At 39.0% G+C, this 13,019-nt stretch carries 11 protein-coding genes; 7 read left to right on the top strand and 4 right to left on the bottom strand.

Going from position 1 to position 13,019, the window contains the following annotated elements:
- Positions 1-12: 12 nt before the first annotated feature.
- Complete coding sequence (locus tag ABC374_RS13150; protein WP_413018237.1) at positions 13-1,203, bottom strand: alanyl-tRNA editing protein; 1,191 nt, start codon at positions 1,201-1,203, stop codon at positions 13-15.
- A gap of 327 nt (positions 1,204-1,530) precedes the next feature.
- Here ABC374_RS13150 and ABC374_RS13145 point away from each other — a divergent pair, with 327 nt between their 5' ends.
- The 4 genes from ABC374_RS13145 to ABC374_RS13130 all read left to right on the top strand — a co-directional run bounded on the left by ABC374_RS13145 (position 1,531) and on the right by ABC374_RS13130 (position 7,492).
- The gene (locus tag ABC374_RS13145) at positions 1,531-3,138 is read left to right on the top strand and encodes a GGDEF domain-containing response regulator (RefSeq protein WP_413018235.1); all 1,608 of its coding nucleotides are present in this window, start codon (positions 1,531-1,533) and stop codon (positions 3,136-3,138) included.
- A gap of 113 nt (positions 3,139-3,251) precedes the next feature.
- Entirely contained in the window at positions 3,252-3,635 is a 384-nt protein-coding gene (locus ABC374_RS13140; RefSeq protein ID WP_413020341.1) for a response regulator transcription factor, read from the top strand.
- On the top strand, positions 3,610-6,498 hold the full coding sequence (locus tag ABC374_RS13135; protein ID WP_413018233.1) for an ATP-binding protein: 2,889 nt from the start codon (positions 3,610-3,612) through the stop codon (positions 6,496-6,498). Before ABC374_RS13140 ends, ABC374_RS13135 begins: the two co-directional genes overlap by 26 nt.
- A gap of 121 nt (positions 6,499-6,619) precedes the next feature.
- A complete protein-coding gene (locus tag ABC374_RS13130; protein ID WP_350299041.1) occupies positions 6,620-7,492 on the top strand; it encodes a CvfB family protein in 873 nt (290 codons plus the stop codon).
- Positions 7,493-7,538: 46 nt separating this feature from the next.
- Here ABC374_RS13130 and cotJC read toward each other — a convergent pair whose 3' ends face one another.
- From cotJC to ABC374_RS13115, 3 genes are read right to left on the bottom strand one after another with little or no spacing between them, the layout of a single operon-like run.
- Entirely contained in the window at positions 7,539-8,108 is a 570-nt protein-coding gene (cotJC, locus tag ABC374_RS13125; RefSeq protein ID WP_350299040.1) for a spore coat protein CotJC, read from the bottom strand.
- A gap of 13 nt (positions 8,109-8,121) precedes the next feature.
- Entirely contained in the window at positions 8,122-8,388 is a 267-nt protein-coding gene (locus ABC374_RS13120) for a spore coat protein CotJB (protein ID WP_063234474.1), read from the bottom strand.
- The gene (locus ABC374_RS13115) at positions 8,389-8,622 is read right to left on the bottom strand and encodes a spore coat associated protein CotJA (protein ID WP_048679115.1); all 234 of its coding nucleotides are present in this window, start codon (positions 8,620-8,622) and stop codon (positions 8,389-8,391) included.
- A gap of 257 nt (positions 8,623-8,879) precedes the next feature.
- Between ABC374_RS13115 and ABC374_RS13110 the strand changes: the two genes are divergently transcribed.
- The 3 genes from ABC374_RS13110 (at position 8,880) to ABC374_RS13100 (ending at position 12,329) form a co-directional block, all read left to right on the top strand.
- Positions 8,880-9,713, top strand: coding sequence for a LysM peptidoglycan-binding domain-containing protein (locus tag ABC374_RS13110; protein ID WP_413018230.1), 834 nt, complete (start codon positions 8,880-8,882; stop codon positions 9,711-9,713).
- A gap of 156 nt (positions 9,714-9,869) precedes the next feature.
- Positions 9,870-11,996 (top strand): DNA helicase RecQ, encoded by a 2,127-nt coding sequence (recQ, locus tag ABC374_RS13105; protein WP_413020339.1) that lies wholly within the window; start codon positions 9,870-9,872, stop codon positions 11,994-11,996.
- 126 nt (positions 11,997-12,122) lie between these two features.
- A complete protein-coding gene (locus ABC374_RS13100; RefSeq protein ID WP_061463486.1) occupies positions 12,123-12,329 on the top strand; it encodes a cold-inducible protein YdjO-related protein in 207 nt (68 codons plus the stop codon).
- Positions 12,330-13,019: the final 690 nt, after the last annotated feature.

The following is a 13,019-nucleotide window of genomic DNA, read 5'->3' as shown; positions in this document are numbered from 1 at the left end:
TACGGATCGATTTTATACACCAGGATTATGGCCTAATTTTTCAACTGTGTATTCGTAAAAAGCAATTAAGTCATTTTGTGACGCAAAACCTGCTTGTGCAGTCTGTTCGTTCCCTCCGCCTTTTCCGTTATACGAGCCCAGTTCCGCTTTAAAATATTGTCCGCAATGAAAGGGGGTATCCCCACTGTGTGAAAGGATGACCTTTTGCTCCTTACGTGATGCTAATAATACGGTAACCTTTTCTTTTTTTACAATCGTACCTGCAAGGTAAAGCAGTTCTTTCATTGAGCTATCTTCGAAAATACGAGAGATGAATCCCCCTCCATTTTCTGCAAGCAGGGAGTCGGCAAGAAAATTTGCATTTTCAAGTTTTAAGTTTTCATTTGCCGATAGCAGCTGCTTATAGTCATTTTCAAGTTTCTCCACCCTATTCAGGATCTCTGTACGTCCGGTATTGAATTTATTCGATAATGCAGCAAGAATTCCTAGACTTTCGGTATAATCATTCAATGCCCTGAAGCCGCACTTAAAGTAGAGACGGGTAAGTTCTTTCTGCTTCTCCGTTTTGAAAATTTTTATTAAGCCAATCTCACCGGTACGCCCTACATGAGTTCCACCGCAAGGGTTATATTCAATTCCTTCTATCTCAACAATACGGATATTTTCAGACACTTTAGGCATTTTGACGACAGGAAGTGTCTGTAATTGCTCGTTTGTCACGTAATAGATAAGTATTTCGCGATTCTCGATGATATATTGATTAACTAGCTTTTCAGCAGCAGCAGTATGTACTTCAGTCCATTGAAATCCTGCCATTATATCGATCGTTAAATATTCCTTTCCAAGGTGAAAGCTGACCGTATTAGAGTCAAACAGTTCCCTGCAGACAGCAGATAGTAAATGCTGGCCGCTATGCTGTTGCATATGATCGAAGCGGCGGGACCAATCAAGTTCACAGTGAACGATCTCTGAATCTGGCCGTCTCTCCATCTTATGAAGGATCTTTCCATCATTGTCTTTTATAACGTCAAGAACGGTGATTCCTTCTATTTTACCAGTATCTGCAGGCTGACCGCCCCCTTCGGGATAATAAGCGGTTTCTTCAAGAGTGATATAGTAAAAGCCATTTTCTTCAATGGTCTCCCGAATTTTGGTATCCCATTGGGAAGTCTTGGTGGACGTGTAATACAATTTTTTTGTCATGAATGATTTCTTTTTCCTTTCAATTGATCATTAAATTATATCACCGAAATACCAGAGTTTGAAATCGTGGGTTTAGAAGATTAGTCAGGTAAATAAGTAAACTTTATGACAAATCCTAAATAAATTGTGCAAGATGGCAATAATCTATTTATAGACTACCCCTTATGATGTAAAATATTCCTGAAAGTATATACTTTAGACCTAATGAAAATCTAATTAAATAGATTTGTATAGTTAAAAGGTCACTGTTAAGATTGTTAGGAATAGGATGACCATGGGATCATTTGAGTGGGAAGGGTTAAGTGATATGAAGTGAATCTTTTAAATATGGAAAAATACAAAAATAGCTTATTTGGGAATATAAAAAACAAACTTTCTGATTGGCTGGGGCTGGATGTAGGGCAAACCATTCCGGCTAAAGAGATATTCCGTTTTCTGCATTCAGTCAAAGGGACGGCTGGAACGCTGCAATTATGTGGACTTACGGCCATCACAGAACAGTTATTGGCTGGAATTGATGAAGACAGTGAGCGGGTCTGGAATCGGACGGAACTTAGGAATTTCCTTTTTGAGCTCATTGAACATACATATGAATATGAGCATTTCGATGAAGTTGAAATAAAAGCTAAGCCTGTCCGCGATTCACAAGCCCCGCTTATCCAGATCATTGACGATGATATTTCCATGCTGATTTTATTGAAAGATCTATTGGAGGATAAGGGGTGGATGGTCATAACGAATGCCGACCCCGTCAAAGCGACAAATCAATATTTTGAAATGCAGCCGGATTGCCTGATTCTTGATATTCAGTTACCTGCAAAGGATGGTTTTCAAATTCTTCAGGAGATTCATCTGCATAACGAAAAATATTTCATACCGAAAATCATGATCAGCATTCAGAACGATAAACATACCCGGATAAAAGCATTCAAGATGGGTGCTGATGATTTTATTGGTAAGCCGATTGATATCGATGAGTTTATTGTAAAGATGGAAAGGCATATACAGCGGAAGAAAATCTTTGATCAATCGGTTCTTATTGATGAGTTGACACAGGTATATAATAGAAGATTCCTTGAAGATACACTGCCACGATATTTTAATGATTATAAGCGGTCAGGGCGTCATTTTACGATAAGCATCATTGATCTAGATCACTTTAAAAGGGTGAATGATCAATACGGACACTCGGTGGGCGACCTTGTACTGGTTGAGTTTGCACAATTCATCAAAAGCAATATCAGGAGTTCGGATTTAATCTGCCGGTATGGTGGGGAAGAATTCGTCATTATTTTCCCGGATACTTCGAATGATGAAGCTAAACACAAGTTAACAGAATTAATCAAGGACTTTTCTGCAAAGAAATTCATCCAAAATGGTTACACATTTTCGGTTACATTTTCTGCGGGTGTTTTTACGATTGATCATGAAAATGTTACGCCCAAGGAGGCTTTGGAGGAAGCTGACACTTCTTTATATGTGGCGAAACGCTCAGGCCGTGGAAGAGTTGAAAGCATGCAAGAAGTGGGAAATAACAAGAAATCGCTCAATGTGTCCGTTATCGATGATGATATCATTATCCGCACCATCTTAACTAAAGCCTTGCATTCGCTTCAGATTCCACATTTTGATTTGAATATCGCGGTGTATGAAGATGGTCCATCTTTTTTGAAATCCAATCGAGCCAAAGAAGATGTAGTGCATTTTTTAATCCTGGATGGAGTGATGCCTATCATGGATGGAATAGAAGTGCTTCAGAAAGTGAAACAAAGCAGTAATGCGGAGTTTTTCACCGTTTTAATGCTAACTGGAAGAAAAAGTATGGATGATATTGCAAATGCATTGAAACTTGGTGCGGATGATTATGTAACGAAACCATTTAGCATTAGGGAACTTGAGGCTAGAATAGAGCGTCTATTGACGAAGTTAATTTAAATTGCAAACGGATTTTCAGTTATGCATTGATGGATTTCTATTTGCAAAATGGTGTCTAAATACTTCAGGAGGTAAGGCACCATTCGAGTGAAGGTTAATTAGGAGGATGAATGATGAAGCGTATTTTATTAGCGGAGGATGAGGAAGTGTTACGAATGCTCGTGGTTGACACATTAGAGGATGAAGATTATGAGGTTGACGAAGCAGCGGATGGAATGGAGGCCGTACAGCTTCTCGAAAGCAATGCGTATGATCTTATCATTCTAGATTATATGATGCCTGGATATACCGGATTGGAAATCATTGAAAAAATCAAGTCCTCTGAAATCAAAAACCAAGGGAAAATCTTGATGTTATCTGCAAAAAGCCAACAATTTGAACAAGAAAGGATATTGGAAGCTGGTGCGGATTATTTCATGGCCAAACCATTTAGTCCGTTAAAATTAATAGAAAAAATAGAGGTCATTTTGCATGAAACTGAATCCTTACTTTACTAAAAGCCTATCTAGGCAGGTAGTCTCTTTAATGACGGGTTGCATCATTTTATTTATAGTCGGAACAGGGATTTTGTTTTATATTTTGCAGTCTTTGAATGCAGAATATATCCAACAGAGGCAAAGCATTGTGGATAAACAATTGTTGATGGATGAAATATTCGATCAATATAATACGGTCTTTTTAGATATTAAGGGATATATAGCATTCGATAATGATGCATTGAAGGAAAAGGCATTAAATGAGGAAACCTCAATTTCGGAGAATATTGAAGCGTTTAAGGAGATTGCTAATACAAAGGGGGATAAGAATATCTCCAATGAGCTTGAGGCATTTACTGAATATTATTTTAGTGGAGTTCTACCATCCTTCTTTGATTCCGAAAAAAGGGGGGAGTTAGAGGTTGAAAAAATGGATAGTACTGAAATTACGGCACAAATTACGAATCTTCGCAGTACTATTAAATCTTACTCTGGCACTTTAACGGAAAGGCTCGATAAAAATGTGAATGATCTCACGAAAGAGCAGTCCATTATTCAAGGAGCCTTTGTCGGATTCGTCCTTATTTTTTTATTCATCTTCTTATTCATTGTCAGATCGATCATCAGGAACATAGGAAGACCTCTTTCGGATTTTTCAATAGCGGCGAATGAAATTGCAGCTGGACGGGAGGCTGTTATTTCCGTCAAGGAAAACCGTAGGGATGAGCTTGGGGTTTTGTCAATTGCATTCAAAAAAATGTTTACAAGCGTTCAGGAAAAAGAGCAGGAACTGATGGCGCATAATGAAGAACTCCTTGCACAGCAGGATGAACTTCAAGCCCAGCAAAATGAACTTCAAGCAACACTTGGAATCATCACTGATAATGAGCAGAAGCTCACGAGGAGGAATGAACTGATCAATGGTATATCATCTACTTTAGATAAAAAGGAAGTGTTAAAAAGCATTGTCCTTAATATGAGCAGATTGATTTCTGCCGATCGGGGAATGATTGCTTTAGTTCATGAAGATGCCTTCTCGTCATTCGGAATATCTGAAAATGGCGTACGGCAATTCCGGAATAATATCCACAGCGGTTTGAATCATCGTCTTCTTGAAGAGAAGAAACCCTTCACAATAAAGAGAGAACAAGATGTGGCTGAGAAAGGGTATCACGAAAATAAGAATTACAGTTATGATTTATATCTTCCGGTTTTATCCACGTTTAAAGAAGTGGATGCCATCATGGTTTTCAGCAGGTATGGGACCCCGTTTACCGATCAGGAAGTGGAAGAATGCGAAACGTTGGCTAAGCAAATTTCAACGTCGCTTGACAAGATCAAGCTTTACGAACAGACGGAAGAGAATAGGAGGCTGAATCAGGACATCCTGAACACGATTCAGGAAGGTATCCAATTGATTGATCAGGAAAGAAAGGTCATTCAGGTCAATCAGCCATTTTGCGATATTTTTAAAACAGGTTCTTTTCCTGAGCAAATAATTGACCTGCCATGGGAAACGTGGAGTGCTGAAATGGCTGGTCAAATGGAGGGGGAGAGGTTTTTACATGCAATGGATGAAGCTATTGATAATCTGGAGGGGGTAAATTATGAAGAACGAAGTTTTACATTCAAAAAGGAAGAGAGTAATCAGGTAATAAAAGTATATCTTGAGACACTGCATTATCGCGAAGAAGGTTATGGTACAATTTTGGTTTATCGTGATATTACAAAAGAATATGAAGTGGATCAAATGAAGTCCGAATTTGTCAGTACAGTAAGTCATGAATTAAGGACACCGCTTGCAAGCGTCCTTGGTTTTACCGAACTGATGCTGAACAAAACATTGAAACCCGAAAGGCAGACAAAATATTTACAGACAATCTATAATGAAGCAAAAAGGCTTACCGCACTTATCAATGATTTCTTGGATGTTCAAAAAATGGAGTCCGGTAAACAGATATATGATAAAAAATATGTGGAAATCATTCCATTAATTCAAAAGGTAATTGAACATTTAGAAATTAATACAGCACAGCATGATATTCGGCTCAATATTGAAACCACGGATTTAATGATTCTAGGAGATCGCTTAAAAATTGAACAAGCCTTTTCCAACCTCTTAAGCAATGCAATCAAATATTCTCCGGATGGGGGAAGGATCTCTGTCCTTGTATATAGCAGGGACGATATGCTTTCCATCGATATCCAGGATGAGGGGTTAGGCATCCCAAAAGAATCACTGCCACATTTATTCCAGAAATTTTATAGGGTAGATAATTCAGATCGCAGGCGGATTGGAGGAACCGGCCTTGGATTAGCCATCGTTGATGAAATCATAAAGTCACACGGCGGAAATGTTACGGTGGTTTCCAATTATGGACATGGAAGTACATTCACCATATCCTTACCCAGAGTAACTCTGAAAGAAGTTGGACTGAACAATGATGGACAGTCAAGAAAACTGAGCCATGAAATTATGGTCATTGAAGATGATATTAACTTAGCGGAACTGTTAAAATATGAATTGATGGACAGTGGCTTCCACGTCAGCTATTTCAAAAGTGGTAGAAAGGCATTTCAAAAGCTAAAAAGCTCACCTCCTGATGCCATTGTACTGGATATCCTTCTTGAAGAGGGTGAGATGGACGGCTGGACGATCTTGAGGGAATTAAAAGGTTCCGCTGACTTGAATGAGATTCCCGTTTTTGTATCGACCGCTCTTGACGAAAGGGAGAAGGGAATTTCCTTGGGAGCAAAGGATTATTTAGTTAAACCGTATAAACCGAGCCAATTATCCAAAGTGATCATGCATACTTTATTAAGTAACGGTAAACAAGGGCATATTCTGGTTCCGCAGGCATTCCATGAAGAAAACAAGGGTTAAAAAATAAAAAACCGTAATAGGTATACAGAACAACAAAAAAATGATAAATTCAAATATGTTGGAAAAATAAATAATTGGGTACAATTGTAGGTAAAGGTAAGTTACAGGAGGATTTTTATACATGCAAAAAATTCAGGCCGGCATGGCTGTAGAGTTAGAAGTGGAACGTAAGGCTGATTTCGGATGGTTTTTAACGGATGGTTCAGAAGATGTCTTACTTCATCATAATGAAATGAATGAAGGAACGGAACTTGAGATTGGCGATGAAGTAACTGTGTTCATCTACCATGACAAACAAGCAAGGCTAACAGCGACAATGAAGATACCCGAAATCCAGATTGATCAGTATGGCTGGGCGGAAGTTGTCAATGTGAAAAGGAAACTGGGTGTTTTTGTTGACATCGGTCTTTCCAAAGATATTCTTGTATCTCTGGACGACCTTCCGAATATAGATCGATTATGGCCCGAGGTTGGTGATCGTCTATATGTATCCCTGAAGACAGATCGTCATGATCGCCTGTTTGGTAAACTTGCAACCGAAGATGTCATTCAGGAGATTGCAGTAAAAGCCCCTTTAAAAGGAATTCGTAACACCAGTATTAAGGGAAATGTCTATCGTTTGCTTATGGTTGGATCTTTCTTTATTTCACAAGAAGGGTACCGCTGTTTCATTCACGAAAGTGAACGCAAGGAGGAGCCCCGTCTTGGTGAATTAGTTGAAGGGCGCGTCATTGATAGTAAAGAAGATGGAACGCTTAACGTTTCTTTAATCCCCTTTAAACAAGATTTAATGGGGGAAGATGCCGATGTCATTTTCACTTATTTAATGAATCGCGGCGGTGCAATGCCTTATGGTGACAAAACGCCAGCTGATGATATCAAATTTCACTTCGGTTTGAGCAAGGGAGCGTTCAAGCGTGCTCTCGGCAAACTGATGAAAGAAGAAAAGATTTACCAGGAAGATGGATGGACATATTCTTCAGACCGTAAATGAAAAAGGCAGCGGATTTTCTCCGCTGTCTTTTTTCTTGTGAATTTCATTAAAAAAACTTCTTTTTACCTTTTTCTTCTTTTAAAATCTCCACAGCTTCCCTAAACCTCATCGAATGGATAATTTCCCTCTCACGCAAAAACCTGAGGGAATCATTGATATCAGGATCATCCGAGATGTCAATCAACCATTGGTAGGTTGCTCTGGCTTTCTCCTCAGCGGCGATATCTTCATATAAATCTGCAATCGGATCTCCTTTGGCTTGGATATAAGTGGCGGTCCAAGGATTCCCCGCTGCGTCATGATAATAAAGGGCACTATCATGATTGACATAATGGTCCCCTAGTCCGGCGGCAGCCATCTGCTGAGGTGTGGCATCTTTTGTAAGCTTATAAATCATCGTGGCGATCATTTCGAGATGGGCAAATTCTTCCGTTCCGATATCCGTCAGCAGACCAATCACTTTATCCGGAATTGTATATCGTTGATTTAAGTAACGGAGTGCTGCAGCCAACTCACCATCAGCACCCCCGTATTGTTCTATTAAATATTTAGCCAATCGAGGATTACAGTCTCTTACTTTAACTGGATATTGCAGCTTCTTTTCATAAACCCACATAGCTCATCTCTCCTTATACCTGCCATGGCCAAGGGCCTTGGCCCCATTCCCATTTATTTTCACCGCCTGGACTGTTTCCAAATCCCAATAATGGACCATATTTAGGCTCAAAAACCGATTTCAGTTGTTTTGAGTATTCATGAAATTGATTGAATTGCTGTAATGCTTGCTGGTCGTTAGGATGTGTATCCAAATAAAGAGTCAACTCGACAAGTACGAAATCGGCAGCCTGTATTTGTTCAAGCAACTGATAATATTCATCATCCAGTTTCTTATTCATTTACGTCTCCCTTTCCCGATATGGATTATCATAAAAATCATAAAAGAATTTCCAAAGTGTACCGTATTTCAAAGCTTCCTCAGGTGTGAACTGCTCCATATTAGGCGGTTGAAAATTAATATACAAATTAGGAGGTGTCCTGTAATACTTTCTCCCAATAGGCGGACACGGATCGAATTTACTATGGAAAGGTTTATATGACTTAACTAAGGTAAAAGTCTTTTCGCGAGTCACAAAAAATACCTCCTTTGTAAAGATATAGCCTCTAATTTTTATGCCCGGTTAATGCATAATATGACTCCTCTGGTCTGGAAAGGAAATTATCTGGGAAATGATGTTTTTTCAGAATATTATAAAACCTTGTTATAGTCCCGTTATCTTACTGTGATGTTTGTCATCTATTCTTTATCTGTTTGTTCTTTGTATAGAAAAAAACTATGTTAAGATTTAACTCGTAGCTTATAAAGCAGCTCACAAGGAGGTAACAACATATGAAAAAATCAATCTTATCGTTAGCGGCAGCGGCTGCTATATCCGGTGCATTCACAATTCCGGTACAAGCAGAAGATGTCAAAGTGAAAGATGGAGACACATTATGGGGGATATCTCAAACATATAAAGTATCAGTAGAAGATATTAAGTCTTGGAACGATTTGTCTTCAGACGCGATTTATGCCGGAGAAACCATACATATTTCTCAAGAAGAGCATTATAAAGTAAAGTCAGGGGACACATTATCGGGAATTGCACACAAATATGATGTAGCGGTAAATGATATTAAATCTTGGAACGGTTTAAATTCAGATACAATCCATCCTGGTCAAGAACTGGTCATTAAACCGGCAGCTAACAAAGTCGAAGCTGCTAGTGTAGAGCCTGCACAGAAAGCAGAGCAATCCGAACCAGCAGAACAATCCAAGCCAGCAGAACAAACAAAGCCGGTTGAACAATCGGAACCAGTTGAACAATCAGAACCAGTTGAACAATCGGTACCAGCAGACACAAATAATGAATCCCAAGATAAAGCAGAATCTGGAAAAGAGATTACTGTAAGTGCAACCGCATATACGGCTGATTGTCAAGGCTGCAGCGGAACAACAGCCACAGGAGTGGACTTGAAAGCTAATCCTGATGCAAAGGTGATTGCCGTGGACCCTTCAGTCATTCCACTAGGATCAAAGGTTTATGTTGAAGGTTATGGATACGCAACGGCAGCCGATACAGGCAGTGCCATCAAAGGGAACAGAGTGGACATTTTTGTTCCAAACGAACAGGATGCCGTGAATTGGGGCGTTAAAAACGTTAAAGTGCAAATCCTGAATTAATTTAACCATGCAAAACATGTTTATATATTTATAAAGCAGACACAGACATAATGTGTCTGCTTTTTTTGTCCTTTAGGTTGTCGGGAAAAGCAGGTACAATGGAAGAAATAGATCCTTATAAATCCTTAGAAGATAAATAGGAGGAATAGTAAATTGATGGAAAAAGCACGTGAATATTTACAAGAATACTTTGGTTATGAGTCATTCCGAAAAGGTCAGGAACAGATTATCGAACAGGTGTTGGGAGGAATAAACACGGCGGGAATCATGCCTACCGGCGGAGGTAAATCAATATGTTACCAAATTCCAGCACTTCTGTTACCAGGTGTAACACTCGTTATATCCCCACTAATTTCCTTGATGAAGGACCAAGTAGATGCCCTCGAACAAACTGGGATTGATGCCACGTTTCTTAATAGCTCCATTTCTGGGTTGGAATCATCCAAAAGAATGAACGATATTAAACACGGAAGATATAAGTTGGTTTATTTGGCGCCGGAACGATTGGAAAATCCTGCATTTCAACAGGATTTATTTAATGTGGATATTTCATTGGTAGCCATCGATGAGGCCCACTGTATATCTCAATGGGGTCATGACTTCAGACCAAGCTATTTAAAAATCAAAACCTTATTGAAAAACATGCCATCAGCTCCGACAGTACTGGCATTAACCGCAACAGCCACACCGCATGTGACGGACGATATATGTCAGTCGCTCGGAATATCAGAGCAGCATACAATATCAACGGGGTTTTCCAGAGATAACCTGTTCTTTTCCGTAGTGAAAGAAGAAAATCGCGGCCGGTTTTTAATGCGCTATCTAGAGAAAAACAAAAATGAATCGGGTATCATCTATGCAGCCACTAGGAAAGAAGTCGATTCTTTGTATGCGAAGCTTATAAAAGCGGGATTCAAAACAGGTCGATACCATGCTGGCATGAATGAACAAGACCGTTCGGAACAGCAAGATCAATTCATTCGTGATGACATACCCTTGATGGTAGCGACATCAGCCTTTGGTATGGGAATCGATAAATCGAATGTTAGATACGTCATCCATTACCAAACTCCAAAGAACATGGAGAGTTATTACCAGGAAGCGGGCCGTGCAGGGAGGGATGGTTTGGATAGTGAATGTATCCTTTTATATTCCCCTCAGGATATGCAGATACAGCGTTTCTTGATTGATCAATCAAATCCCTCGCAGGAGTGGCAAGCCCAGGAATTGAAGAAACTGAACAGAATGAAGGATTATTGTTTTACCGAAGGGTGCTTGCAAGCCTTTATTCTGCAATACTTTGGAGAAGAAAACCCCGAGGATTGCGGTCATTGCGAAAATTGTACAGATAAACGTGACTCTGTTGAAGTAACTACACAGGCACAGATGGTTCTTTCATGCATGTTGAGAATGGGTGAGCGATTCGGTAAAACGATGATTTCCCAAGTGCTTACGGGATCACGCAATAAGAAAATTGAAGAGTTCGGATTCCAGAAGCTCTCAACCTATGGAATCATCAATGATCAATCAGCGAAGGATGTAGGTGATTTCATTGATTTCCTGACAGCAAAACAGTATATCGAAATGACGGGCGGCCAGTTTCCGGTACTTAAAGTTACCAATGCTGGCAGGGAAGTTCTATTGGGACAGAAAAAAGTACTGCGTAAGGAAATAAAAAAAGTAAGGAGCATCAGTGCGGATCATGGGTTGTTTGAAGAGTTGAGACAGTTAAGAAAAGAATTGGCTGTTAAGGAAAATGTACCTCCATTCATTATTTTTTCCGATGCATCCTTGAAAGATATGGCCGTCAAACTGCCGAGGACGGAAGAGGAATTCCTGGAAGTTAGAGGGGTGGGGATGCAGAAATTCGAACGCTTCGGAGCCGTGTTTTTACAAGGGATTTCCCAGTATGTACAGGCACATCCAGAATTAGAAACGAATACTATGGTTACAAAGGAAACGGTAAAGCGAGCTACTAAACCATCTCACTTAGAAAGCTATCGCTTATATCAGGAAGGCAAATCCATCAAGGAAATAGGGACATTGAGAGGACTGTCTTCCATTTCAATTGAAAATCATTTATTAAAGTGTGCAGAAGAACACTTGGATATCAATTGGGATGAGATTTTCTTGGAGAAAGATTTCGATCTTGTTTTGGAAACTGCGAAACAAGTGGATTCTGAAAAATTGAAACCATTAAAAGAAGCCCTGCCTGAGCATATTTCCTACTTTATGATTAAAGCGATCTTGGTTAAAGCAGGACTGGAAAACGAAAGGTGCTAAGGATTTTTGGATAATTTCTTCATTGAATAAATAAGAATATGGTTTAATGCGTATACTAGGAATGATAAAAAGGTGAAATTTCGCGCCTTTAATCAGAGTCTTTATATAAAAAAGAGGAGGTTGCTCATGTATTTTGGTAAAAAGAATTCAGAGGAACCAGAAATCGTTATGGAAGATACGATAGTATATGCGTGCGGATCAGCAGATTGTAATGGTTGGATGAGAAAAGACTTTGCCTCGGAAAACTATGATTGCCCAATGTGTGGAAGTCAATTAGTTGAGGAAGTCAGGGAACTTCCTAAAATTGAAAATGAGTATAATGCGTTTAAATAAAAGAGGTGAATCTTAGCCTCTTTATTTTTTATTTTAAAATGAAGTAGGGCGGAGTGGTTTTATTCTGGATTAATGCTTTACATATAAAAATATGTGTGGTATTATTAAATTTCAGTGTTATGAAAAGAAAGCACTGGAGGGTAATTTAAAGTAACATTTTTATTAATAAAATAATTTTTCATCATTTTCATGATGAAGTAGAATCAAGTTAAACATATCTAGAAAAAAGAAATACATGTAATCACCAAGTATTTTCCTCGATCCATTTCTGTTCTTCATTAACTTACTTCTATGTACCATTTGTCTTTTGGAATTTAATCTACCCAATTGGAATTACGGACGGTTTTAATTAATAAACATGTACTTACAAGCTTTTATCTGATTCTCGCAGGCACGGTCTAGGAACCGTATGGATGGGAGAGAGGCAGGGCTTTCATTGTTTTAGGTTTTGGCATTAAAAATTACTCTCATGCTCGATGTTCCATCAAACGAGCAGGAAGAACCATATGGAATGGATTCTTAAACAGCGCAGTCTCGATTATCTTGAAGGGTAAGTCAGGGACTGTGTTTCATTTGGGGACTACTTTCTTTTTTAGAATCTTTCCTCAAATATATAAAGCATATATATGATATAATGGTTACTGAGATATGAAAAATTCATGTCGTAATCTCAAGTTCTTACCATTCAAA

This window comes from Peribacillus phoenicis (assembly GCF_047238085.1).
GTDB lineage: Bacteria > Bacillota > Bacilli > Bacillales > DSM-1321 > Peribacillus.
Note: the sequence above shows the minus strand (reverse complement) of the source record. Positions and strands in the feature narration are given on the sequence as shown.

What these genes read in the sequence shown, in the direction of transcription:
- ABC374_RS13150 (WP_413018237.1), bottom strand. Translation starts at nt 1,203, where the DNA reads ATGACAAAAAAATTGTATTACACGTCCACCAAGACTTCCCAATGGGAT.
- ABC374_RS13145 (WP_413018235.1), top strand. Translation starts at nt 1,531, where the DNA reads ATGGAAAAATACAAAAATAGCTTATTTGGGAATATAAAAAACAAACTT.
- ABC374_RS13140 (WP_413020341.1), top strand. Translation starts at nt 3,252, where the DNA reads ATGAAGCGTATTTTATTAGCGGAGGATGAGGAAGTGTTACGAATGCTC.
- ABC374_RS13135 (WP_413018233.1), top strand. Translation starts at nt 3,610, where the DNA reads ATGAAACTGAATCCTTACTTTACTAAAAGCCTATCTAGGCAGGTAGTC.
- ABC374_RS13130 (WP_350299041.1), top strand. Translation starts at nt 6,620, where the DNA reads ATGCAAAAAATTCAGGCCGGCATGGCTGTAGAGTTAGAAGTGGAACGT.
- cotJC (WP_350299040.1), bottom strand. Translation starts at nt 8,108, where the DNA reads ATGTGGGTTTATGAAAAGAAGCTGCAATATCCAGTTAAAGTAAGAGAC.
- ABC374_RS13120 (WP_063234474.1), bottom strand. Translation starts at nt 8,388, where the DNA reads ATGAATAAGAAACTGGATGATGAATATTATCAGTTGCTTGAACAAATA.
- ABC374_RS13110 (WP_413018230.1), top strand. Translation starts at nt 8,880, where the DNA reads ATGAAAAAATCAATCTTATCGTTAGCGGCAGCGGCTGCTATATCCGGT.
- recQ (WP_413020339.1), top strand. Translation starts at nt 9,870, where the DNA reads ATGGAAAAAGCACGTGAATATTTACAAGAATACTTTGGTTATGAGTCA.
- ABC374_RS13100 (WP_061463486.1), top strand. Translation starts at nt 12,123, where the DNA reads ATGTATTTTGGTAAAAAGAATTCAGAGGAACCAGAAATCGTTATGGAA.